Genomic DNA, 25,423 nt, shown 5'->3' with positions numbered 1-25,423 from the left:
AAAAGGGATCAATCGTTTTTACAACTCTCAAAAAAACGGCAAAAGAAAAATCCTCAAACCCGTTAGAAGCGATTCGGAGCCGCAGAATAACAGAAGAGGATATGACTGCTTTGGAAAAACCCATACAAGTAAGGTTTACCTAGCAATTTTATTATAGCAGAGGATGATGTTAGCCTTTTCGGCAAAAAAATAGATTAAGTATACTGGTAAAATTTCACTTTTCAAACGAAATGATTTTACCGGTTAGAGTGATTCTAGAAAAGTTTACTCTTCACAGCTGTTTGAATAAGGTGTGTGTCGATTTCGATACTTGACTGAAATGAAACTGCTCCGGTCTAATAATTTCTCTTTATATAGTTCAATATAAGCTTTTTCACATAACAAGTACCAGCGATGATACGGTTACACCTTCGGACAAAAAACATTAGAAAGCTGATAAATAGATAACCCTTTCTATCTCTTTAGCTTTCATTCTACCAATATAATGGTGGCTAAACCGATAAAAGTGTTACACTAGATTAGTGCTAATCTCGCTACCTTATTTCTGGAAGTGTACGTGTATCACAGATTATCATGAAAAGACTTAATAAAAAACACACTTTTTTTCATATTTCAGTAGTTAGTTGCTCAAAAAATTGGTATCCTATCAATATAATAAAGTTTGATCTAAAAGAAGAAAAATCAATTCTCTTTAAACAACCTATAAGTACAAGAACTTTATTGAAAGTTGCATATATTATAGAAACATTTTCGGAGGGAGAGAGGTTTATGTTTGAAAGAATATTTTCTTCAATAGGTATTGGGTCCGCTAAAGTAAATACCGTTCTATATCAAGGAAAAATTGAGCGAGGCAAAGAGGTCCATGGCGAAGTTCATGTTTTTGGTGGTAAGGTTGAACAAACCATTTCGGAAATTTATATTCATGTAGACACAGAGTTCCATAGATTTGATGATGAGATGACTGAATTCCGTGATGTTACTGAGCCTGTTTTGGAAATAAAGATTACGGAACCAGTAGTCGTTAAACCTTATGAAGAGCAAATAATTCCGTTTTCATTTACATTGCCTTTTTATACACCTATTACATTTCGCGATCAAAAAATCCATATTCAAACTGAGTTAAATATTAATTATTTTAATCATCCCATTGAAGCGTATGCCTTTGATGTCGTTGATCCATTTGTTGAAAACATATTAAGTTACCTCACAAAACGTGGATTTAGCCATAGTATTAAGAGTGGGTTATGTAGACATAAACTGCCTAGTGACACGAATCCCACTCATTGTCTACAAACCTTTCGACTTTACAACAAACAAGGAATTCAAATTGAATTTGTAGGGAACGAGAGTGACATTGATCTTTATATACACGAAAAAAATCAAGTGCGTCATTATCCACTAAAACGGGATACCAATTTTGAAGACCAAATCTCTGTACTCACAGTAGCATAGAAAAAGTAAAACATCTAAGCGAACACTTCTTGTTCGCTCAGATGTTTTATTTGATCTGTTTTCTATCTTGATTTATCCGTCGTTGAAAGAAAATTAGGATGGGAAGCGGAATTAAAATCCAACCTAAGCTTTTAATGAAACTATTTAAAGCCGATTGCTTACTGTTATCCAATTGTTGTTGAATCATTGAATCGTATCGGTCCCGCAGTTCTTCCTCAGAAACTTCTTTAGTGACGTTATCGTCTTCAGATTTATATTCCCTCATGCTCCTGTAGTCTTCAAAAGACTCTACATACGTGTTAGGAGAAATATAATCTGCGATTGACATAAAGGCAAAAACCCCTCCACCAATTACCATGATTAGCGTAATAAATGCAACCGCGTATTGATACATCTGTTTCACCATATCTTCCCTCTCCTCCTCATTTAACTTAGTTGTAACCCGCTTCGCACCTAAAGAAATTAAGGAAACAATTACAATGGTAAGTAACAGAGCAAATAACATAAATATCATTCCCATCACTTCACCTCTAAAATCAGATATACAACTTAAGAAATGCTAATGCCATCTTATTATTAAAACGAAGGATTTTATAGAAACGTTACAAAGTGATTATTTAAATTTAGAATCAATTCGTAATAGCTTACTAAGTTTTTTTACAAACTCTTGATAGTGAAAATGACTAGGCTCTGTTTGGTTATACCACTTTCTTACGGTTTCAATCATCCAGGTTGGAATCGATTTTCCACTAATCAAATCATAATACTCTTGATATCCTTTTTTAAGATAATCCCACCTAAGATCATTTCCTCGTTTCAAATATTCAGAGACATCTATTAATTTAGCTCGACCTTCATGGAGGAGGATATTTTTCAGATGGATATCTCTTGGATTAAGTCCCCTACTTAATGCATATATTCTCGCCGCATCGACATCTTTAATGGCTTGTTCAGGAATCCGTATTCCCTGGAGCAAACAATCATACAGGGTTAAACCTTCTTCATAACTAAGTATAAGATAATTAAGTCCATTCCCGTAAAACTCAGGATAATAGATTGAGTGTCCTAATTTTTCATAAACCTGCTTTTCCATTTCAAGTTTCTCAAGATTACCAGGGCTGAACACTTTGAGAGCAAACTTTGGTGCATCAGTCAAACGAAAGACAGCTGCATCAGTACCGACACCAATACATTCCAGTTGGTTAGGGATTTGTTTGACTGTTACAAGTTCATTCTCTTTACTTGCCACAATCTCTACTTGTTTAATCAGTTCCGCAATATGGTCCATCTCAATTTCATCCCCCCTCCTAATACTCAAGGCTACCGAAAAAGGTGAATTTCTCTTTTTTCAGTAGCCTCTAAAATCTTTTCAAGGTTGGTTTATGCTTTTTTAATCAATATTTAATTAAGCACTTTGATTTTCTTTCGTCCGTTCTTCTTCATTAATTGATTTATCTTTTGATAAAAACCAACCACCTAAGACAATCGAAATCAACACCCCATAAAAGGTCATTTTCCAACCCGTTGATTTAGCAAATGCTTCAGGTAAGACAGCTAACTGAGGGTGTGACAATGTATAAACGGCAAGCTTCACTCCAACCCAACCGACAATAAGAAAAGCGGCAATTTCTAACCCTGGTCTTGCATGAAGTAATTTGACAAATAACGTAGCTGCAAAACGCATAATCACTAGACCAATAAAGCCTCCAGCGAAGATCACTAAGAACTTTCCTCCATCTAAACCACCAATATGTGGTAAAGGTGTATCAGGCAGGACCACAGCTAGTGCGACTGCTGCTAAAATCGAATCAACGGCAAAAGCAATATCAGCCAACTCTATCTTGAGAACTGTGACCCAAAACCCTGATTTTTTACCTTCCTTTACTTCATCATTTTTCACTTCTACTTTTTTCATGAGTACTTTTCTGAAAATATGATTACATGCAATAAATAATAAATATAAAGCCCCTATTGCTTGAACTTGCCATACACCTACGAGGAATGATATCGCAAAAAGCGAAGCAAGACGAAAAACAAAGGCACCTGCAAGTCCGTAAAACAAAGCTTTCTTTCTTTGTTCTTCTGGAAGATGTTTAACCATAATTGCTAATACTAGCGCATTATCAGCCGCCAAGAGTCCTTCAAGCAGAATTAATACGATTAGCACCCAGCTGTATTCAAGTAGTAAAGAAATGTCCAACTGATTCAAATCCTCTCTTATCTTATTCTTATAGTTAATTATATAGATATCGGGGTTCATCCAAGACATCGGGTCTAGGTATATACTCCATACTTTAACAGCAATCGACTTATCTAAACCTTATTAGAGTAAATTATGTTTGATTTTTAAAGATTGTGGAGCTATACTGACCATTCTAGTTAAAATAAAGGTTGCGAGCATCACATCATCAAGAATTCCAAAAAAAGCAACGAAGTCTGGTATGATATCAAACGGGAATAATGCATAAATAGCAATAAGCGTAACCGCTAAAACTTTTTTGTGAATTTGTACCTCTTTTGATGTAAAAAAGTCCTTTAGAAACGGTATTAGTTTCCAAAACTTCAAGAGGAATGTAAATCTTTTCAAAAACTTAAACAACTTGACCACCACCTTTAACCGTTCTTTTTTGTACTGGAAAAACAAAAAACCTTTACCATAGGATTGGTAAAGGTTTTTCAACATGAAAATAAAGCCCTTTACCAACTATTGTAAAGGTCTTGCTAACAACGCGAACGTCGCCAACAAAGCCGGGAGCAGGACACTCCGTAATGACGACTTTGCTGTAAAAGCTACTCCCCTTTAGGAGAAATATGATAGTATTATTTGGTTAATCATAAACTAGTGTTATGAATCCGTCAACTTTTTTTTACAGACAAAAGACGTAACACATTCTCGGTTGTCAACTCTAAAAGATGGCCTGCTTGTTCCATCGCTTCTTGTAGCTCCATAGGCGAACTAACAATACTAAAAAAAGCGCTAATTCCTTGATCATATAGATTCTCGTAACCCTTTTCTAAGCTACCAGATATACAAACGGCAGGAACTCCGTATTTCTTCGCACGTATCGCCACACCCCATGGAACCTTCCCGAAACTTGTTTGCCTATCTGTCTTTCAAGGTGTAAGAGGCTTTCCCCACCAAGAGGTAGCTCCATTTGCTTGGAGTCTAAAAATTTCACCCCTAGTGCAGCAGCCATCCCAGCTCCACCGTCGTTTGTTGCGCTACCACCAATTCCAATAATGATTTTCTGACAACCGGGATCAAGGGCTTTTTTATCAATTGTCCAGTTCCATAAGTCGAGGTTTTTAAAGGATTTAATTTCTCTTTAGGTATTAAAGTTAACCCTGACGCTTCAGCCATTTCGATAATTGCTGTTTTCCCGTCTCCTAATAAACCCTATTTCGCCCGAACTAACTCGCCTAAAGGACCTTGAACTTCTTCCGTGTAAATTTGACCCTTCGTATATGAGATTAAAGCATCTATCGTTCCTTCCCCGCCGTCCGCCAAAGGAACACACTCAACATTTGCATGCGGAAGCACATTCAAAACCCCCTGTTTCATAGAAGTCGAAACGTCCGTAGAAGATAAGCTTCCCTTAAAAGAATCAGATGCTATTATAATGTTTATTTTAATCACCTACTTTTTAATATTTTTATTTTACCGTAGAAAGGAAGAATGAGCATTATAGCTCTGGTGAAGGAATCCTAAAGGGGTTTCTGAACAAGAGCAGTATTTCTCTTTTTCACTAGCCTTGAAGTTTTATCCTTATTTTTAGTACCCTTGCCTAAGAACCTATGTACTTAAAAAGAATTACCTTTTCATAAATGACTAAAAAGAAGGTTTTCAAAAGTGTGATCTATGTCACTTAATCATTATAAAAAATCTATTATGCTTAACTCAAATACATCAACAACAATATACAGGGAGTGATCAGGAATGTCTTTGGATTATCAAACAATACTTGTGGCAGTCGATGGATCGACTGAGTCAGAATTGGCGTTACAAAAAGCAATTACACTAGCAGTAAAAGAAGAAGCAAAACTTATTATCTCATATATCATTGATATTAGAACATATGCTTCGATTGAGCATTATGACCCAACACTTACTGAACAAGCAGAAAAGTTTGGAGTTAATTTGTTAAAAAAATACCAAAAAGACGCTACCGACGCAGGTGTATTCGATGTAGAAACAGTACTTGATCACGGTTCAGCGAAAGTGAAGATCCCTAAAGATATCGCCACTAAGTTCAATGTTGATTTAATTATTGCAGGTGCGACTGGTATCAATGCCGTTGAAAGAATTTTAATTGGCAGCGTGTCTGAGAACATTGCAAGACGTGCTAAATGCGATGTTTTGATTGTAAGAAAGCAGTAGTACTCAGCTGTAGATCTTTATTTTACGTATGGAATGAAGAATGAGTATTCCGGTTCTAATGTGAAATTATTTATGGGAAGGTTTTCAAAAGCGTGATCTATGTCACTTAATCATTATTAAAAATCCATTATGCTTAACTCAAATACATCATTCAATAATATACAGGGAGGATCAGAATGTCTTTGGATTATCAAACAATACTTGTAGCAGTCGATGGATCGGCTGAGTCAGAACTGGCATTACAAAAAGCAATTAAACTAGCAACAGGAGACGATGTCAAACTTGCTATAGCATATGTAATCGATAACAGAACGGCGGCTTCATTTGAGTATTATGAGAGAACTTTTGCTGAAGAAACAGAAAAGTTTGGAGTAGATTTGTTGAAACAATATCAAAATGCCGCTATCGATACAGGTTTATCGGATGTAGAAACAGTTCTTGAACACGGTTCTCCGAAAGTGAAACTTCCTAAAGATATTGCCACTGCTTTCAATGTTGATTTAATTATTGCCCGTGCAACTGGTATTAATACGGTTGAAAGAATTTTAATTGGTAGTGTGTCTGAAAACATAGCAAGGCGTGCTAAGTGCGATGTTTTGATTGTTAGGAAGTAGGAGTACTTATTTACTTTCAAAGATCAGGTATTACTGTTTATACAGTGATACCTTTTTTAGTTGTCCCATAACTTTCCACAAAAATATGTAACGATCAGGCTAAAATAATCACAATGTGTAAAAATTTTCAAGGCTTGTAACCTTCCTATCATCTAACTGTTATTTATGTAATCTAATTGTTACGAGCCTGTTCTTTGCCTCATAAAAAAACGTGTTATAGTGAAATCGCTTGAGGAGTTACAACATATTTTGGAGGTATCACATGAAGAAAAGCATTAGATCACTAGTAACCGTTGCAGCCCTTACAGGAATATTAGGTTTTGGTTTTAGCGCGTCAGCCGAAGAAGTTACTGTTCAAAAAGGAGATACATTGTGGGGAATAGCTAATAAACATCATTTATCAGTAGAAGAATTAAAAGAATGGAACGAACTATCTAGCAACCTTATTTTTCCAGATGATCGTTTGAAAATAGCTGCTACAGAAACGTATCAAGTGCAAACAGGAGATACTCTATTAGGTATTGCTGCAAAATTTGAAGGCGTTACATGGAAGATGATTCAAGATTGGAACCAAATTGATAATCCTGAATTAATTGTTACAGGCCAGAGTCTAGACATCTACATAAACGGAAAGCCCTCGGTTGCTTCTGTAACAACAAAAGAAGAACAAGTAGAAGTCAAAAGTACAAAAGCAGTTTCTTCTGCCAAAAAAACAACCGAAGAACCATCACAACAGCAAGAACCTGCAACAGAAGTAGCCGAGCCTAGTAAAGAAGCCGTAACTCAGGAGCTTACGATGTCAGCAACCGCATATACAGCTTCATGTAGTGGCTGTTCAGGTGTTACAGCGACAGGTATTAACTTAATCAACAACCCTAACAAGAAGGTTATTTCCGTGGATCCTTCTGTTATTCCACTAGGTTCAAAAGTCTATGTTGAAGGCTATGGCCATGCCATTGCTGGAGACACCGGTGGAGCGATTGTTGGAAATAAAATTGACCTCTTCATACCTAATAAACAGGATGCCAACAACTGGGGTGTTCGAGACGTGAAAGTCACTGTATTTAAATAGAAATATTTCAGGAGAACTAATTACGCTTGTAGCTAATTGGTTCTTTTCTATCCTTATTGATAAAAACAGTCTTAAAGTCGTCTTTTCGCCATCATTTTTCTAATTACGGGATAGATGACAAATCCCCATTTAATTAACCGAAAGAGTCTAGTCATATCGTTTAGTCCTCCTCTGAAAAAGCTTAATTATTAGTTTCCCATTTTCTCTTAAAAATAAACAAAATAAAAAAGTCTATCCGATCTAATATCGAACAGACTCCAAGATGTGAGAGCTTTGATAGAAGATATATACATTATTATCCAGCCCTATTTCACTTGTCCTCAAAATATCAACTTCAAACTCAACATCATTAATCGTTACTACCATAACGACTTTTTCTACTATCTAAAGCTAATGATTGTAAATATTTCGGTATATTATTTGATCGTTCGCAATTGTTACAATACACTTGATTCGCTATCCAAAAATACTCCCTCATGATGTGTTCTTCTATTGGTTTAGGCATTCCACAATGGTCACAAAACATGAGATAGTCCATCCGTTACCTCCTTTGTTATTATCATTTCTTACCTTGTTCCTCAAAGCATTCTTACGACTCTTTATATTTTCAACACCTTTAAACTAGCTTCTTCCATTAGATTATTTACTCATAATAAAATTTATACCAACTTATTCATATTCAACTTTTGTTGTTTCTTAAGGAAAAATGTCAATACTAGGCACCAGTAAAAAAACAAATACCATAAACATATTTGCAAAATAAAACTCAAATAATGAGCTCACCTAAATAGTGGCTCTAAAATCGTCCGATTTAGCCTTTATTTTAGCGCCCATTTACGAATAGCTACCGCTACTCCATCCTCTATATTAGATGACGTCACCCAGTCTGCTGATTCTTTCACAAAAGGCTGAGCATTTCCCATAGCAACACCAATACCAGCTTCGGTAATCATCGCTAAGTCATTAAGACTATCACCCAACGCTAATACATTGTCCATCGTGATGCCTAGTCTATTGCACACTTTTTCTAACGCTTTTGCTTTGTTAACTCCTGCTGCATTGATCTCAAGATTGGTCGGACTAGAATTGGTTATTTCAAGAGCTGGGTTTTCCTTTAACTCTGCTAAAATCAATTGTCGCACGTCATCGTCCTTTACATCAAAACCAAACTTCATCCATTCATGTGTAGAAATATCTTTTGGAAAATCTTCTCTTATCACTTGATTAACTGTTGCTGCCCAACAAGTTGTTTGATGTTTTTGTTTAAGTCCCCACATCTGTTCAATGTGTTTGAGTTCAAGTAACTGTCTTTCAACTAACTCTCTTTGCTCGTCCCAAATCTCGCTCCCATTCACGGTTATTAAATGGGCGTGAAGCCCTAATGAATTTACCAAATCATCACAAGTTATTCTTGTCCGTCCCGTACTAATGACAACGTGAATTCCTGTTTCTTCAGCTTCTTTAATCGCTTTTCTGTTCTCATTAGAAATCAAGTGTTCGTTATTTAAGAGCGTTCCATCCATATCGACCGCTATCAATTTAATATCTTTTTTCTCTATCATTAAAACACTCCTCATTATCATTAGTTTATTATCATTTTAACAGATCCCTTTCATTTTTGCTCACTACCTCGTTTTTCGAGAAAGTCCAAATATAAAAAATACCCTAGACAGACTAACAAGTCGAATAGCTACTTTTAAGCCTCTAACTAATCAGCTTTATTTTTTCACTTTAGGTAATATAATGCAAATATTCCGTCACCTAGGAGGGCTAATTGGAAGTAAATTATTAAGCATTTTACTTGAGCAACCGGAATATAAAAAAGTGGTCGTACTCGTTCGACAACCACTAGGAATAGCAAATTTTAAACTAGAAGAAAAAGTCATCGATTTTAATAGACGACACTGTAGTTGACTTACGCGTAGCTGATGTCTTTAGTTGCCTATGCACCACGATAAAAAAACTCAATCAAAAAAAGCGATGCGAAAAGTTGATGTGATTTACCCACTTACGATTGCAAAACTCACTAAAAAAATGGGAGCTAAGCAATTTCTTTTTGTAAGTTCTCTTAATGCAAACGCTCAATCACCCATCTTCTACTCAAGAATAAAAGGAGAATTGGAGAACGATGTCAGAAAGATTTGCTTTGATTCCGTTTCTATTTTTCGACCATCCCTTCTCCTAGGAAATCGCGAAGAATTCAGACTTGGAGAAAAAAGCGCTGAAGTCCTATTTTCCGTTTTTCCTTTTATCTTTGTAGGTCCATTAAAAAAATACAAAGCCATTCAAAGTATTACGGTTGCACATGCAATGTTTAAAGTAGCACAATTGAATGTGAAGAGGGTAATGCTTTATCCGTCTGAGAAGATTGAAGAGATCGGCAATAGCGCTGAATAACTTTCCATATCTTTGAACTTCCCCTGAGCCTTTTGTTGTCTAAATTTAACGTCATGCGTTATTCTAATTCGCTCTTTTTTTCTTACATGTATAAAAGGAGTGCTAACTGACTGAGTTAGCACTCCTTTTATATTTTTGAGACATTAACACTAATTACGAGCACCATGTTCGCTAGATTTATTATTATTATTACTACTATTACTATTACTGTTATTCCTATCGCTATTACTCGATTTTCCCTTTTGGTCTGGACCTTGCTCTTTATTTCCTTGTTGAGCGTTATTAGTGTCTTTCTTTTTATCTGGTGAAGTTGATCGTTTCACATTTTCTTTCTGTTTAACTTTATGTTCAGACTGATTCTTATTGTTATCTGCTGCTGGCTTAGTTTCTTTATTCTTCTTTTGGTGGTCAGAATTTGACCGTTCTACTGCTGGAGTATTCTTCTTAGGAATTTGATCAGCTGCACCCTTTTGCTTATCTTCTTTTCGTTCTTTGTTTTCCATTCGCTTAAGTTCTGCAAGCGTCTTTCCTTTAATCTCATTTTGCTTTTTGACGATTCCGCTAGCTTCTAATACTTTAAATTCTTTATAGTAATTTACTGAGAGATCATGTTCCTTCGCTTCTTCATATAATTCCTTTTCCTCATTTGAAACGATCACCTTCGAAACAATCTGATGCTCTTCAAGAGAAATATGAATCGCTTGTTCTAGAATAGAGATCACTTCTTCTGAATCCTTTTCTAAAGGAACAACTGATGTCGCAATAAGCGGTTCTTCTACCTGAACAAAACCATTTCTAATCGTCTCTTCCATGATTTGCTGGATGGCATCTGATAAATTTTTTTCTAGTTGAAGCGCGGCTAGGATTTTTTGTCCATCTTCGTTTAAGCCTTCAGCCCGAATGACGTGATATTGATCATCTGTGGTCACTTCAATACTAGGATTAATATCAATGGTTACAATAAAGGCTTCTTCTGCACTACCACCAAATGGAAATGTGAAAGAAGTGAAGATAAGGAATAATAGCGCAACTGCCATCGCTCCATACTGTAGCAATCGGTTATTTATTTTTTTGTTTTCTCTATAAGAATATGCTTGCCCAATCAAAGGTATTTCAGTTGAGGGCTTAGGGACATTTTTAAATGTTCCTTCCTTTGTTAACAAGACGATTTTCGTTTCCGTCACTTTCAATACAGTGCCATTTATCGTTTTCCTGTTCATGATCTTCCCTCCTTTTTCACAAATTGCGAAAGCTGTTCCCATTGTGGATTCAGTGTGAGTATGATTAATGTAATTAGATATTTGCGATGACGTTCAAGTGTCTTCTTCTTGAGACTGTACTTCTTCACCATAGCTGAAATAGGCAATTTCTTTTTACGATATAATAATTCAACACATTCAAGATCTGCTGCCACCAACGCAGCGAGGTCAAACAGAGTAATTCGTGTATCTTTATGTTTGGGTGAATACTGTTCTAGTTCCTCAAATGAGATTTGATACTGATTCAGAACTGCATCTAATTCTAGTATTTCCTCAACCAGCTCTGTTGTTTGAACTTGTTTTTCATACTGCTCCAATGACTGCTCACTTTCTTGTTCAAAGATTATTTCTGTATCTTCATTTGTTGAATGAAGTGACAAGTGAGTTTCCTTTTTCTCTTTTCTATAGAAATCGACTAAATCTCTTTTTATTAACAAATACACATAGTTTAAAAACTGACGTCCAGCCGTTTCATCAAATGTATCAAGCGCTTTATTAAAAGCTAATAAGGCAATACTAGATTCTTCATCACTCCAAGAGACAAACTTACGAGTAACGTGTCCAGCGACATTGATCATATATGGTTTGTAATGTTGGATAACTCGTTCGCGCGCTACTTCATCTCCACTTTTAATTTGTTTAATATCTTGTAAATCAACTGATTTCATCTATTGACACCTACTTAGTGACCTTTTATATTGATCTATCTAAGATAGCACGTTCAAGAACTCTAGAGAATAGGTAACAACTGCTAGTAATTGCTACCCATCTTCTAATACTCTTTAATGACTTGCTTGAAAAGTAAATTTTATTAATTTTTTCCGTTATTCCCTTGACCTCGTTCGCTAGCCTTTTGCTGTGCTTTTTCAGCTCTTTCTTTTCCTTTTTCAGCTTGCTTTGTTGCTTTATCTTGAGCTTTTTGAGCTTTTTCAGGTTTTCCATTTTGCTTCTGAACAGGTGTAGAAGAAGCTAGCTCTTCCTCTTCTCCTGTTTTTACTACTTCATCCTCTTCATTTTCCTGTTTCACTGTTTTCTGTTCTGCTTTTAATGCTTTACGTTGTGCCTTTCTTTCTTGAGCCAGTTGATGCTTTTCCTCTGCTCGCTTTTGATTTTTTAGTGCCTTCTCAATCCCTGCTAATGCAGGAGCCGGAAGATCTTCTCGGTTAAGTAACTCTTGTAGGTTCACACTACGCATCGATGTTTTTTCTACGAATATTTCTTCGATTTCTTCAACTACTTCTAGTTCCTCTTCAACTTCAGCGATGCTAGATCTAGCAAGGAGCTCTTGGACTTTATCAATATCAGCATTGTAATTTTCAAGCATAATAGAAGCATCGTCGAATTTCTCTTCTGTAAGAAGAGTTTCTAGTCTCTTATTTGTTTGAGCGATAAAATTAACTAGAAGCTTTAATTTATCTTTCTCTGTCTCTGATAACTCGACTGCTACTTCTTGAAAAACATCGACAAATCCAATTAGTTCCGGATCAACAGAGACTCCCTCCGCTTCGGTCATATTTAATTCGTTTGTATGTATCGTTTTTTCAACAGCAATCGTAACCTCGCTTGCATATGCCGTTTGTGCAATGAATAGTGAACCCACTACTAAAAGTGCTACAACCTTTTTCATAACTATCTTCCTTTCTAGTATAATGGTGAAATACTCTTCCTAAATTCTTCTATTTTCTTGAGATTAGTTTGGTATTCTTTTACAGGTGTAAAAAAGGTCAGGACAAGTGTTTTATCTTCGGACGCCTCGATAAAAAGATCTGAACGCGTGTTTTCGGTTTGATTAAGTTTAAATGCTAAACTTTCCTTTGTTTCATCAATCATTTCAATAAAATCTCCATCTAAATTAAGTTCCGTTTTAATCTGATCAAGCGTTTTAACACTCGGAATAACCGAGACAATTACACGCATATCATCTTGTTTAAACGTTGCATTTAACGGTTCAGTAGAGACTTCTGCATCTAAAGTCCAATTGCCTGATTCAAAGATTTGGATCCCTGCTTCTTCATTCTCATAGATTACCGCTTTCTCTGATACTTCAGCCTGTGTTGCTTCACATCCAGCGGCAACGAACAGCGTTAATGCAATACATAATGAAAATAATCGCGTTTTTAACAATGGTGACCACCTCACTTGTCATGTACATAAATTAACTTAAAAACCCGATCTCTATTCTATACGCACACACTCTTATTTTTAAGGGGGTCTTCTAGAATTTTTTTAAAATAGTAATTAAAATTAACTAAAACATTGCTACAATGACCTCCTAATAAAATACATATGAACTCCGTTTTAGAGAATCTCAATTAAAATATAGTGCTTACTAACAGAGAGAGCATTGTGAAATATTGAATAATATATTTAATAAAGAAAACTCATTCAACCCGAAGGTGAATGAGTTTTCTTTATGACAGCTGTTAGCCTACAGGGTGTAGTGTTTTTTTACTGTTTGCGAGTAGTTCATATTGACGAAGTTTCACTTTAAATAAAGTTAATGGATCTACATATACTTCCGGATTTGATTTTAATTTATTTAAAGATTTATGCTTGTCATCGATTTGTAATTCAGCTTCTTTAATAGCTTCATCAATGACAGAGAATGGCTCTCTAAAGGACATAGAGATATCTCGCTCTAATCCTCGTTCAAATAATTCAAACTGCATCATAAATTGTTTCACTATTGTTTCCGTCACTTGTTCATATTTCTCATTTTCTATAAACTTTTTATACATGGTAAACAGCATCGAGTTAGTCATTGGTAAGACTCCAAATAACTTCCCAGAACTTTTCAACAGCAACTGCGATGGAGTTAGTCTTAATAAAACATTGACCTCATCTAGACTGATACCATTTGCCATCCGATCAATATCGCGATACCAATCATCAAGGATTCTAAAATCACAATTGAATTTAAATCGTTCTTTTCGATATAATCCATTAAACCCCTCACACATTTCCTTTAAATAAGATTGACTTCGAATAAATTCAACATTAGACACTTCAAGCCATTGTTGAATCGAATTTGAAAAAGATGGTAGGAGCGAATCCCGAATATAACTTTGAATTTGTTTATTCATTTCTTTATTTAGTTCAACGTGAAGTTTTCGAAAATCGCTCGTTTCGGTTACGTAATTCGAACACTGTCTCAGTAATTCAGGAATGGCCTTTTGTAAATTGCTTTTCATTTCATTTTTTACCGCTTGGTAGGATTCTTTAATAATTTGAATTTTTTCTTTTTCCAAATCACTTAATTGATGAATAGCACCATTTAGTTTGGTTACTGCTTCTTTATTCCAATGTATTGACTCGATTAATTCATTTTCGAGATCCAGTCGTTTTTGAAGCAGATACGTAATCGTCTTGCGAATAAAGAGTAATATTTTTTTGTTTTTCGACTGTTCTTTCTTTCTAGTTGGTAAGATCAATTTTAATTCCGATAAATCTTTCTGATGTGGCTTACTCAGAGTTGATGAATAAGCAACGACTTTGGCATCTGGGAAGTAACAGTGAATCCTAGCCTCAGTTTCCTCTAGAATTCTTGTTGATTCCTGCTCATTAAGAACATCTATCTTATTTAAGATAAAATGAATGGGTAAATTCGGTTCCTGTTGTTTGAGATTCATAATCACTTGACACTCTTCATCTAAAAATGGCGTATTAGCACTTAGAACAAATAAAACACTATCTGCTAAATCAATCAGGTATGATTCTTTGCCTTCTCTATCACCAATCAAGGTAGGTGTATGAATGAATGCTAAAGCATTCTCTCTTAAGTAGATTGAAGGAAACTTTAAGTCAATTAAATGAGGCTGACGGCGTAACGCAGTAATTGACTGGAAATCTTCTAATGTTAAGCCTAATTCTTCACTTGAATCGGTTATTTTCTTAATTTCTAATTCAAGATGATCTTGAATGACAATTGTTGAATAAGATGCTTCTAATATCGATGTACCTAAGATTGAATTGATGAATGATGATTTTCCATTTCCGGCGCTTCCAGCGATTAGAAGATGATTTACATCTGTATCCACGATTTGTTCAATCATCCATTTAATTTGCTTTCCAACTTCTATCTCGTGATTTTCCGCCCATTTTACAATAGATTGATATAATTCTAAACTTTGTTGAAGTTCACCTGTTTCCATTTCTAATTGATTAATGATGTTTTTAGCATCATTTAACACAACATGGCTTAACTTTGATGGGAAAATTTCCTCCCACGCAAGGAGGGCTGCTGCCGTTACGGCCTTTGTATCGGTGATTTTCAACCAGTTCGTTAAAAGGCTAGGTATAACATCCGCTATTTCACTTATGTAATACGTCCCATCAATTAACTGAAAATAGGTCTCTTGTAACTGTTTTGATAGATCCTGCCATCCTTCTGATTGAAGGACTTCAATCGTTGAAAAAAGTTGATTAACTTGATTGATCCATTCGAAAAAAAATGGCCCGTTCTGATAATTTTTCCAAAAAGATAAAGTTAATCGCACAAATCGTTTCTGGTCCATTTGTGCTAATTTGCTAAGTATCTCATTGAAGAAAACAGGTTCGATCGTTTTAGTTAACCTTTTATTCACATAAGTGTTAAGGGCATCAAACCAATCAAGGTTTTCCGTACGTAACGCTTCATTTACAGTTAGTTCTATTACATTGCTATAATCTCGGTATTCCTCAAAGAATGATCTCGCTATCGCTGTAACATTTGGATAGTCTGGGTTTATTGCAACCGTTTCTTTTATGACTTCAACTGATTTATCTAACTGTTCTTGTTCCATGTAAAGCGAGAATAGTTGTAAAGACACTTCCGTTTTTAGAGTTAAATTGTCTGCGTCAATTGATAAATAAATCTCTTCAGCTTCTTGAAGCATGCCGAGCTCAAAGTATGAATCAGCGATATTTTTTCTTGCCCAAGGTTGTAATTCATTGTGAATATTTTCCCATTTGAAAATGGCTGCTTCAAAATCTTTATAATTATAATAGATCTCACCTTGCGAAAAACGAATGTATGATAGATCTGGTAATTCATTTTTTAATTCGTCTAAAGAAGCTTCTGCTAACACCTGAACACGATCTGTCTGTTCCTCTTTGCTGATAAACTTCTTATAAAATATTTTTTGGATTAATTCATTTTCTAGTGTCATAGTCATTCCCTTCCCCGATGTTATAAAGAGTGTTCAAAAGATCGGACACTTTGAAATAAGATCCAATACTTTCCCAAAATTAAGTATATTAAAAATGAGTGAGCTTTATCCCGTTATTGTAACAAATTTTTTTTGATAAGAAATTTCATTTACATTTCAATTTAACGACAATCCCTTATTACATTTAAATAATTTTACATGTTTTTATATACTTTTACCGATTAGTAGGTGATTCATCCAAGTTACACGAGACTCTTGCATATAGTCTAATGCATGGGATAACTATTGGACAGAGATTTATTTATTTATTTATTTATTGATTTATTGATAATACATGTAGCTCCTACAATGCTCATGTTCAAAGAAGTGTGCTTTAGTTGTCCGTTATTGTTACAAATAGGTCAACAGCAACAAATAAAAAAAGAGCGCAACCCTTAAAAAGGTTACGCCTCGCTTCTTTCCATTAAATTAAGCTACTTTATCGATATCATCGTCTAACTCAAAATTTGTTACTGCACGGTTAAGCTTAATTTTGTAAGAGAAAAGCACTAAGATAATAATGGTTCCAACTGATGCTGCAAAGTATGCAGTTGAAATTGGCAAACCAAATCCGATTGGTGCATTAAAGATAAATGTGAGTGAGACCATTGTCATAAAGATTGCTGGAATCGTTGCAACCCAGTGAAACTTCTTTTGAATGGCTAGATACATAGCTCCAACAAATAAAGCAATGGCACTAAGCGCTGCATTCGTTACACCAAAGTATCTCCATAAAAGCGTGAAATCCATTGTAGTTAAGATGAATGAAATCACGAATAGCGGTAATGCGATCCAAAGACGGCTTGCAAATTTCAGTTGTGGTATTTTAATATAGTCAGCAATGATCATTCGTGCTGAACGGAATGCTGTATCTCCAGAAGTGATTGGTAAAACGATAACACCAAGTACAGCCAATGTTCCACCAATTGCACCAAGTAATGTAAATGATACTTCACTTACAACAAGACCTGCTCCACCAGTTGCAATCAATTCACTTAAGTCTGTTCCATAGAAAAGACTCATTGCTGCAGCTGCCCAAATCATCGCAATGATCCCTTCCACAATCATCATTCCGTAGAATACTTTACGTCCATTTTGTTCATTTTTAAGAGTACGTGAAATAATCGGTGACTGTGTCGCATGGAATCCAGAAACAGCTCCACAAGCAATGGTAATAAAGAGAATTGGGAACACAGCTGTTCCAGCTGGGTGCATATTTTCAAATGTTAATTCAGGAATTGGTGCCCCTGTTACAATTAGCATACCACCAATACCGAGTGCACTGATCAACAATAGTGCACCAAGAATCGGATAAATCTTACCAATGATTTTATCAACCGGTAGCAATGTCGCAAAAATATAATAAACAAAGATTGCTGCTGTGATTACCCCTAAAGCAACCCAACCATCCATTAAGTTAAATAATAGTCCAGCAGGTGCCGTTACGAAAACGGTTCCAACAAGTAGTAATAGAAGAACAGCAACTGCATTAACGAAATGTTTCATAAATTTCCCTAGAAACTTCCCTGCAAGCTGAGGCAAGTGAGCTCCTTTGTTACGAATTGAGATCATCCCTGTTAAATAATCGTGAACAGCCCCTGCAAAAATACAACCTACGACGATCCAAATGAACGCGACTGGACCATACAAAGCACCCATGATCGGTCCAAAAATCGGTCCAACTCCGGCAATATTTAAAAGCTGAATCAACGAATTTCGATTGGTTCCCATTGGAATGTAATCGACCCCGTCTTTCATGCTATGAGCTGGGGTTAGTCTTGCTGATTTTACTTCAAACATTTTTTCAATGAATTTACCATACGTGAAATAAGCAATGATTAAAAGTGCAATAGATCCTAAGAATGTAATCATTTCAACACCTCTTCCAATTTTTGAATACGCTTTCATTATAACTACATGAAAGCATATTTGTGTCGAAATTGTGATAACATGTTAAAAAAGGCTGCTAAGATGTTTATATTGAAGTCTCAAATGCACAAATTAAAGCTCTAAGCGTTCCCTTAAAGTTTTTACATAGTTTCTACTCACTGGTATCTCCTTTTTCTGTCCCACTACTTTCACTTGATAAGCACCATTGAACCAAGGGATTAGTTGCTCTACCTTATCTAGATTAACTAAATAACTTTTATGTGTGCGAAAGAAAGGAAACCCTCTAAGCTTTTCTTCTAACTCTTTTATAGGTGTCTTTGTATTGAAAGTATGATTAATCGTACAAATCATCGTCTCACGTTCCTCACGAAAAACATAGATGATATCTTGAGGAGAAACATAAACAATTCGACCGTCATGTTCAATAGCCAACCTCGCGCTAGCTTTCGGTCTTTCGTCTTTTGTTTCCTTCGCTCTTCCTAAGCTCTCAGTTATCCTAGCCATTGTTTCTGAAAGTTGATCCTCATCAAATGGTTTCACTAAATAATCTAATGCTTGAACACGAAAGGCTTTGACAGCATAGTCAGGATAGGCTGTAGCAAAAATGATAAGGGGCACTTTTTTTAAATTTTGTAGTGCTTTCGCTAATTCTAAACCAGACATTTGTGGCATTTCAATATCAACAAAAATCACATCAGGTTCTTTTCTCATCACCATCTCTAACCCTTTTTCACCAGAGTCCGCTTCAGCAACAATATTTATGTCTTCGTATCGTTCAAGTAAGAATTTTAACTCATCTCGACTATAAGGCTCGTCGTCAATAATAACCGTTTTAATTACCCTGCTCATTAATGCTCCTCCTAATAACGGGGATATCAAAAGAAACAGTCGTCCCTTCCCCTTCTTTACTTTCCACTCTTAATCTCGATTCAGCAGTATACATCATCTCTAAACGCCGATTCACATTATAAAGCCCAATCCCTGTTCCAGTTAAGGATTCCAGTCCTTCTTTTCCAAGCTCCTTTAATCGCTCTTTGTTCATTCCTTTGCCATTATCTTTAATCGATAAAAGAACTGCCCCTTGGACCTTTTTGATTTGAATAAGAATGCGACTGTTACTGTGCAGTTGTTTCACACCGTGTTTGATAGCATTCTCAACAATTGGTTGTAACGTCATCGGTGGTATTTTAATCTGTAACGCCTCTTCATCAATTTCATATTGAATGGTTAACCTGTCTTGGAACCTAGTTTCTTCTATTTCTAAATACGCCTTTACATGCTTTAACTCTTCCTCTAATGTCGTTTGTGTAGCCGTTGTTCCAGCTAGATTTTGTCTAAAAAAGTGAGAGAGAGAAATTAATAATTTTCTTGCTTTTAATGGGTCCGTTCGCACAAGAGCAACAATCGTATTTAACGCATTGAATAAGAAATGAGGACTTACCTGGGCTTGTAAGGCTTTTATCTCAGCTTGCTTAGCTAATTCTAAATGGCGATCTACCTCTGATAACTCTAGTTGATGACTTAATAAAGTGGAAAGTCCTTTACTTAATTCAATTGTCGTAGGAGATAGATCCTTTTCTGATTTAAAATAAAATTTTAATGTCCCAATTGTTTCATCTTTAATTTTAAGAGGAGAGATAATCGCAGAATGGAGTTTGCAATTTTCAACTCCACAATTGATTTCTTCCGGTCCAGCAATCACTAATTTACCCTCTTTTAGCACACGCTTTGTCGCAATTGTTTTAATATCTTCATTGATTAAATGATGGTCTTCACTTATCCCCACATATGCAATAATTTTTTCTTGATTGGTTATGGATACAGCATCTACATTTACTTCTTTCAAGAGGATTTCACAGGTCGGTTGTGCAGATTGAAAAGTTAATCCTTTCCGTAAATACTTCAATGTGAGATTAGCTAGCTTAAGTGCTTTTTGAGCCTGCATCGATCCCATTTTTTCTTCTTCATGAATTACATTACGAATAATTAAGATGAAGATCGCTGCTCCAATTCCATTTGCTACAATCATGGGAATACCAATGCTTTCGACTAACCGTAATGATTGCTCAAAAGGCCTAGCCACCAGTAAAATCACTCCCATTTGAACTGCTTCTGCTAACATCCCGACGATTAAGGCCGTTTGTAAGGAGATGATGCGATTGTTTTTATTTCTTTTATAAAAATAGCCAGCAATCGCCCCCGCAATAATCGTGGATGAGCCACAAGCAAATCCCGTAAAACCCCCAAGAAAATAGCGATGAACACCAGCAATGAGCCCCGCACCAACACCAACCTTCCAACCACCTAATAGTCCTGCAACAACAACACCAATTACTCGTGAATTGGCAATGGCTTCTCCTTCTCCCAAGTCGACAGCCCAGCGGAGATAAGTTGCTTGTCCGGGGTTAATCGTTAACCCTGTGTATGTACCGATAATTCCAAAAAAACCAAACATCAAAATTACACTCACTTGATTACGAGTGGAAATCTCCTTTTTTTCAATCAGATGTCTAATAAATTTAAAGCGAGTCATGACAAAAGCCACTGTAACGATAATTCCTAAGCGCTCTAGCATAACTAATATCAATTCCCACATACTTTACATCTCCTAATTTAAGTTGCTATCATTGGTTATCTTTTCAAGATTCCCAAAACCGTGTAACACTAATTAGTTTTTAGATAATTCCCTAGTATCTATGCTCTAAAGAAAATAATGAACCATGTTACACCATATATTTCTTTTTGTAGCATCGTCATTCTCAATAAATCTCTTCTTTTTACTATAAAACAGCATTACAAGAACAACAACAATTAAATCTGCCCCTTGGCACCTGTTCCTCCTCTGTAATCATGCCCAATTGAATGGTTTGGCTACCGAAGAGACCCATCAAAAAACGAATTAGGTTTTTACTACGCTCAAATGTCACTTACTATTTATGCCAGACACAGTTAAAGCACTAGTAGAAAATTTAGATTCAAAGCTAGAAATAGGCTTATATTTATGGACATGGGCGAGGATCAACTGGTTGAAAAAGTGAACGTGTATTAGGTGAAGTTGTTTTCGGCGGAGAAATAATAGGTGTATCGAATAATTAAATTGTCAAAAGTGTTCATACACAAGACGATCACGCTTTTTTAGTTTAACGTTCTCATTCGCCGTACATGCTTTTCCAATTTTGACTTTAAAAAGGCCTATCTTATTTTGAATAACAGGGTTGATAAATTGAATGGATTTTTGAAGAACATTCTTGGTGCATTGAGCTCAAGAAACTCATTCTTAAAGGGTGAAGAAGCGTTTTAGAATGACTAGATCATATTAACGACTAAATGGTCTTTTACCTAGGTAGGCTGTCAGTTTACTCATTTTATTATAAGGGATCAGTCAATTTAAAGAAGGAACAAAAAAAGAGACCGCTCTACTGAGTGACCTCCGCAATGATCTCTTTTTTTCGTTTTTCTCTTTCATTGACCGTCATCCGTGGACAAGTATAACATTTTGCCTTTGCTCCCTCAGTCTGATAGTAGAGGCAACAAGTTGGCTTTAGCCTCTGCATTAAGCCTGGAGTTGTAGGATTCTCAATTTTAATATGAGGGAAGTCTAGTCGGTTTTTCAAACTATTAAAAAGGACATGGCTTGCTTCTTTCGTAATCCATTGAAAGTCTTGATTCAAACTTTCCCGTTCTTCTTCATTCGCGGCTAAATTTAAAGCTACCTTCCATCCATATTCAAACCCATGAAGAAGCTGTCCCCATAGTTCTCGCGGGCGAATGTCAACTAGTTTCGCTATGGAATCCAATAGTGGTGTAACTGTTAATGTGAAAAAAGAGGAAATTTGCTTTCTTCTCCACTCTACCGTTCCGTCTCCTTCTTGCCAGTCCTCACTGCTAACTTTAAACGCTATCGCCTTCGATTGATACTTTTCAATTTTATACAACTGAGCGGAAACCGTGCTAAGTGATAATGGTACAACCACTTGATGCAATATCAGCATCGCAAGAAATCCTGAACATGTTATTCCAAACATACTAAAAAAATAAGTAGCTGGAACTTGTGGCTTCAGTGCTTTTATTTGCTTACTATACTGCTCTAAAAAAAGAGTAGCTTGATTCGATTGACATAAATATTCTAGCGTAATCTCTTGGTAAACACCTTCCTGTCCTTTACTAGAAAGAAAAAAATGTTTCTCTAGTACATTATTATAGACAGCTTTATCCATTATTCTCCCCCTTTTAAAGATCACAGCTCGTGGCATTCTTAATTTATGATTTAATGTGAAACGATAATCATTATCAATTTAAGTATAAAGCCACTTTTTTAAAACTTCAATGGTTTTTGTCTAATCAATATATCTTCTAATATATAAGAGTCTGTTCAAAAAGGGAGGTTTTTCCCCTTTTTGAACAGACTAAGAAGCAATAAGCTTAGTCGCTACACCTTTAAAAGTCTTACTTTGAGTGGGTTTCTCATAGTAAGACGAGTAGCGAACGGAGCCATTGCAAGTCTTATAGAGTACCTTTTTGAACCTTTAATATCCTCTCTCCTAATGCGGCGTTGCAATGGCTTCACTCACTGCGCGTCTATCCGAGAAAACCACTCGGATCGACTTAAAACATTGCAATTGCTTCGAGCTTGTTCAAAAAGGGAAGACGCCCTTTTTGAACAAGCTCTATAAGAAAAAATGTTTCATTAACCCATAAAATAGGTCATCTGTTTAGGGGCATACACCCTTCCACTCAGAATATTTGTGAATAGACTATTTTGAAAGCAAGTGAAAGGAGAGTAAACGATGGCCAAGAAAAAAATTGATTTCGACTTTGACTTAGGACTTGATTTGGAATTCGATCTTGACCTTGGAATGGATAAAGACTTTGATTTTCACGAGAAATTCACTGAGCTTTGTATGAAAAAAATCCAAAACAAGAAACTACACCATTATAAAAATAAGGATAACGATCATAAGGATACAAGTTCAAAAGATAAAGGTGATAAGGAAGAGGATTTTGACAAACCAGTAATGGATTGTATTGACCTGAAACCAATTGAATTAGATAGCAAGAAAAAAGATTGTCCTAAGAAACCATCCAAACCAAAAACATACAAAAAACCTGCATGTCCTCAGGAAGAAAAAAACTCAAATGATCGTAAATATTTAAAAAAGTTGAAGCATTTGAAAGATCTCGACAAACTTGATGACTTAGACGATCTAAAGCATTTAAAGAAACTTAAAAACCTTAAATCAAAAAAAGATTGTATTTGTAAGATCATAAAGAAATTTGAAGGAAGAAAAGTGTCGATTCGTACAAAATCTGGAGAACCTATTACAGGTACGATAGTAAAAGTCAAGAAAGATGGTTGTGTTGTTATTGATCAATGTGCAATGGTTTCTCCGCCTGAACCAGCTCTCCGCACCATTATTAATTGTAAAGATATTGAGCGTATCTCTAAGTTTATTTAATAAAATAAAAGCACAGATCACACTGATTTGTGCTTCTTTTTATCGTTAGACCGTCTAATATGTGTGCATATTGTAGTAACGATTGCTTTCCACTAAAATCATCTTCATTTATAACCACAACTATCTGGGTTAAAGGTCAGATAATACGGACTGTAATAGTCATCATCATCACAATTTGTCAGGGCGATTGAATCGTTTTTTTAGGTTTTAATTCTCCCTGTAATATCTATTTTTACTCCTACTTTTCTCTGGTCGTGCTACAATTTGCAAAAATTCGATAGCCTTTTTTTCACCTTATACTTTCGCTTATGAATAAAAAAGACGAGTGGGTTAGTCCCTCTCGTCGTCTTTCCCTTATTACTCTTTAACCATTGTTAATATCACCTCTAATAACATATTTGCTCCTTGTTCACATTCCCTCCATGTTGTTGCTTCCTCTTCACAATGACTTTTCCCATTTTTGCTAGGGACAAAAAGCATAACAGATGGAATAATTCGATTGATAAATTGTGCATCGTGTCCCGCTCCACTAATCATCTTTTTATAAGAATAACCAAGTGTCTGAGCAGCTTTCTCTAATAAATCTATTAGTTTTTCATCAAACCAAACTGTATCACGGAACCACATTTTCGTCAGTTTTACGTCACAATCCCCTTGATTAATAATCATTTGTGAATGTTCTTGGATCTTTTTTTCCACTTCTTTTATGACGGACTCATCTTTGTGCCTTGCTTCAAGCGAGAAAACCACTTTATTTGGAATTACGGTATGAATATTGGGTTTGACATTGACACGTCCAACAGTAAATACAAGTTCATCATCTAATTTCCCTAATTGAGGTCGGATTGATTGTATGAAGTCATTCATTGCAAACAAAGCATCTTTTCTCATTGCCATTGGTGTTGTTCCCGCATGATCCGATTCACCAGTAATCTCAATTTCATAGCAAACCATTCCCATTACCGCCTCTACAACCCCGATAGCAAAATTTTCACTTTCTAATACCGGGCCTTGTTCAACATGTAACTCTAAAAAGGCAGTTCCTTCCTCAAGACGGTTTTTAATTTCACCAGTATAACCAATTTTCTCCAAAGCATCTTCAAAGGTAACTCCATCACTGTCTTTTTTTTTCAACATCTCTGACTTATCAAATTTACCCGATAGCACACCTGAAGCCATCATCGAAGGTTCAAATCTTGCCCCCTCTTCATTCGTGATATTGACAATCGTAATAGGAATACGAGGAGTTATATTATTTTCTACTAATGTTCGAACCACCTCTAGTCCCGCTAAAACACCGAGGACACCGTCAAACCTCCCCCCCTTTTTAACTGTATCTAAATGAGACCCCATTATAATAGGAGGTTTGTCTTCAATGCCGCGTAATGTAGCCCAAATCGAACCCTTATCATCTACTTTCACCGTCATTCCAAGTTGTTCACAACATTCACAAAAATAATCCCTAGCTAAGCGATCTTCTTCCGATAGAGCTAGTCTTGTAACCCCATTATTCGGTGTACGTCCATAATCAGCAAAAATTTCAAGTTCATCTTTCAGACGTTTTCCATTTACAAGTAACCTTTGCTTTTGTATTAATTACATCACTCCCTTACTTGATTAATAGTTATCTCTTATTTTCCTAAGTATTTATTATATTTTAATGCTCCTTTTTGCCAATATCAGCAATTGCGTGAGTATTTGTCACATTCATTTTCCTAA

General features: G+C 35.7%; 23 protein-coding genes and 1 pseudogene. 6 read left to right on the top strand and 18 right to left on the bottom strand.

What is annotated here, in order from left to right; genetic code table 11:
* Positions 1-768: 768 nt before the first annotated feature.
* Positions 769-1,452 carry a sporulation protein gene (locus LDX58_RS01765; RefSeq protein ID WP_227935140.1) on the top strand — a complete coding sequence of 228 codons (684 nt, stop codon included), beginning with the start codon at positions 769-771 and terminating at the stop codon, positions 1,450-1,452.
* A 46-nt stretch (positions 1,453-1,498) separates the two neighbouring features.
* Here LDX58_RS01765 and LDX58_RS01760 read toward each other — a convergent pair whose 3' ends face one another.
* The 6 genes and pseudogenes from LDX58_RS01760 to LDX58_RS01740 all read right to left on the bottom strand — a co-directional run bounded on the left by LDX58_RS01760 (position 1,499) and on the right by LDX58_RS01740 (position 5,014).
* Positions 1,499-1,972, bottom strand: a complete 474-nt coding sequence (locus LDX58_RS01760; RefSeq protein WP_227935139.1) for a hypothetical protein — start codon at positions 1,970-1,972, stop codon at positions 1,499-1,501.
* A 93-nt stretch (positions 1,973-2,065) separates the two neighbouring features.
* Positions 2,066-2,740: a serine/threonine protein kinase gene (locus tag LDX58_RS01755; RefSeq protein WP_227935138.1), complete on the bottom strand. Its 675-nt coding sequence runs from the start codon at positions 2,738-2,740 to the stop codon at positions 2,066-2,068.
* A 117-nt stretch (positions 2,741-2,857) separates the two neighbouring features.
* A complete protein-coding gene (locus tag LDX58_RS01750; RefSeq protein ID WP_227935137.1) occupies positions 2,858-3,652 on the bottom strand; it encodes a TerC family protein in 795 nt (264 codons plus the stop codon).
* 123 nt (positions 3,653-3,775) lie between these two features.
* On the bottom strand, positions 3,776-4,051 hold the full coding sequence (locus LDX58_RS01745) for a YkvA family protein (RefSeq protein ID WP_227935136.1): 276 nt from the start codon (positions 4,049-4,051) through the stop codon (positions 3,776-3,778).
* 257 nt (positions 4,052-4,308) lie between these two features.
* Positions 4,309-4,524, bottom strand: a complete 216-nt coding sequence (locus LDX58_RS26335; RefSeq protein WP_308017411.1) for a glycerate kinase — start codon at positions 4,522-4,524, stop codon at positions 4,309-4,311.
* Positions 4,467-5,014: pseudogene (locus LDX58_RS01740) on the bottom strand (glycerate kinase). Before LDX58_RS01740 ends, LDX58_RS26335 begins: the two are co-directional and overlap by 58 nt.
* Positions 5,015-5,389: 375 nt before the next feature.
* On the opposite strand from LDX58_RS01740, the gene LDX58_RS01735 reads away from it, so the two are divergent.
* From LDX58_RS01735 to LDX58_RS01725, 3 genes are all read left to right on the top strand, one after another.
* Positions 5,390-5,830, top strand: coding sequence for a universal stress protein (locus tag LDX58_RS01735; RefSeq protein ID WP_227935135.1), 441 nt, complete (start codon positions 5,390-5,392; stop codon positions 5,828-5,830).
* A gap of 176 nt (positions 5,831-6,006) precedes the next feature.
* On the top strand, positions 6,007-6,444 hold the full coding sequence (locus LDX58_RS01730) for a universal stress protein (RefSeq protein ID WP_227935134.1): 438 nt from the start codon (positions 6,007-6,009) through the stop codon (positions 6,442-6,444).
* Between the two features lie 262 nt (positions 6,445-6,706).
* A complete protein-coding gene (locus LDX58_RS01725; protein ID WP_227935133.1) occupies positions 6,707-7,516 on the top strand; it encodes a LysM peptidoglycan-binding domain-containing protein in 810 nt (269 codons plus the stop codon).
* A 349-nt stretch (positions 7,517-7,865) separates the two neighbouring features.
* Here the strand turns inward: LDX58_RS01725 and LDX58_RS01720 are convergent, their stop codons facing one another.
* Together LDX58_RS01720 and LDX58_RS01715 are read right to left on the bottom strand one after the other, a co-directional pair.
* Positions 7,866-8,054 carry a hypothetical protein gene (locus LDX58_RS01720; RefSeq protein WP_227935132.1) on the bottom strand — a complete coding sequence of 63 codons (189 nt, stop codon included), beginning with the start codon at positions 8,052-8,054 and terminating at the stop codon, positions 7,866-7,868.
* 280 nt (positions 8,055-8,334) lie between these two features.
* Positions 8,335-9,078, bottom strand: a complete 744-nt coding sequence (locus tag LDX58_RS01715) for a Cof-type HAD-IIB family hydrolase (RefSeq protein ID WP_227935131.1) — start codon at positions 9,076-9,078, stop codon at positions 8,335-8,337.
* A gap of 376 nt (positions 9,079-9,454) precedes the next feature.
* Here LDX58_RS01715 and LDX58_RS01710 point away from each other — a divergent pair, with 376 nt between their 5' ends.
* Positions 9,455-9,913, top strand: coding sequence for a Rossmann-fold NAD(P)-binding domain-containing protein (locus tag LDX58_RS01710; protein WP_227935130.1), 459 nt, complete (start codon positions 9,455-9,457; stop codon positions 9,911-9,913).
* A gap of 149 nt (positions 9,914-10,062) precedes the next feature.
* On the opposite strand, the gene LDX58_RS01705 is transcribed toward LDX58_RS01710, so the two are convergent.
* The 9 genes from LDX58_RS01705 to LDX58_RS01665 all read right to left on the bottom strand — a co-directional run bounded on the left by LDX58_RS01705 (position 10,063) and on the right by LDX58_RS01665 (position 22,465).
* Positions 10,063-11,133, bottom strand: a complete 1,071-nt coding sequence (locus tag LDX58_RS01705) for an anti-sigma-I factor RsgI family protein (RefSeq protein ID WP_227935129.1) — start codon at positions 11,131-11,133, stop codon at positions 10,063-10,065.
* Complete coding sequence (gene sigI / locus LDX58_RS01700) at positions 11,130-11,840, bottom strand: RNA polymerase sigma-I factor (protein WP_227935128.1); 711 nt, start codon at positions 11,838-11,840, stop codon at positions 11,130-11,132. Before sigI ends, LDX58_RS01705 begins: the two co-directional genes overlap by 4 nt.
* A gap of 143 nt (positions 11,841-11,983) precedes the next feature.
* A complete protein-coding gene (locus LDX58_RS01695) occupies positions 11,984-12,799 on the bottom strand; it encodes a hypothetical protein (protein ID WP_227935127.1) in 816 nt (271 codons plus the stop codon).
* A gap of 14 nt (positions 12,800-12,813) precedes the next feature.
* On the bottom strand, positions 12,814-13,296 hold the full coding sequence (locus LDX58_RS01690) for a hypothetical protein (RefSeq protein ID WP_227935126.1): 483 nt from the start codon (positions 13,294-13,296) through the stop codon (positions 12,814-12,816).
* Between the two features lie 299 nt (positions 13,297-13,595).
* Positions 13,596-16,319, bottom strand: coding sequence for a GTPase domain-containing protein (locus tag LDX58_RS01685; RefSeq protein WP_227935125.1), 2,724 nt, complete (start codon positions 16,317-16,319; stop codon positions 13,596-13,598).
* Positions 16,320-16,787: 468 nt separating this feature from the next.
* On the bottom strand, positions 16,788-18,230 hold the full coding sequence (locus tag LDX58_RS01680) for a carbon starvation CstA family protein (protein WP_227935124.1): 1,443 nt from the start codon (positions 18,228-18,230) through the stop codon (positions 16,788-16,790).
* A 129-nt stretch (positions 18,231-18,359) separates the two neighbouring features.
* Complete coding sequence (locus LDX58_RS01675; RefSeq protein WP_227935123.1) at positions 18,360-19,097, bottom strand: LytR/AlgR family response regulator transcription factor; 738 nt, start codon at positions 19,095-19,097, stop codon at positions 18,360-18,362.
* Entirely contained in the window at positions 19,081-20,844 is a 1,764-nt protein-coding gene (locus tag LDX58_RS01670) for a sensor histidine kinase (RefSeq protein WP_227935122.1), read from the bottom strand. The genes LDX58_RS01675 and LDX58_RS01670 overlap by 17 nt, the downstream gene beginning before the upstream one ends.
* Before the next feature lie 820 nt (positions 20,845-21,664).
* A complete protein-coding gene (locus tag LDX58_RS01665) occupies positions 21,665-22,465 on the bottom strand; it encodes a (2Fe-2S)-binding protein (protein WP_227935121.1) in 801 nt (266 codons plus the stop codon).
* 570 nt (positions 22,466-23,035) lie between these two features.
* On the opposite strand from LDX58_RS01665, the gene LDX58_RS01660 reads away from it, so the two are divergent.
* Positions 23,036-23,704 carry a hypothetical protein gene (locus LDX58_RS01660; protein WP_227935120.1) on the top strand — a complete coding sequence of 223 codons (669 nt, stop codon included), beginning with the start codon at positions 23,036-23,038 and terminating at the stop codon, positions 23,702-23,704.
* Between the two features lie 357 nt (positions 23,705-24,061).
* Here the strand turns inward: LDX58_RS01660 and LDX58_RS01655 are convergent, their stop codons facing one another.
* A complete protein-coding gene (locus LDX58_RS01655; protein WP_227935471.1) occupies positions 24,062-25,297 on the bottom strand; it encodes a Zn-dependent hydrolase in 1,236 nt (411 codons plus the stop codon).
* Between the last annotated feature and the right edge of the window lie 126 nt (positions 25,298-25,423).

The sequence above is a fragment of the Alkalihalobacillus deserti genome (assembly GCF_020734105.1).
GTDB lineage: Bacteria > Bacillota > Bacilli > Bacillales > Bacillaceae_D > Halalkalibacter > Halalkalibacter deserti.
This window is presented reverse-complemented; position numbering and strand designations above follow the sequence as displayed.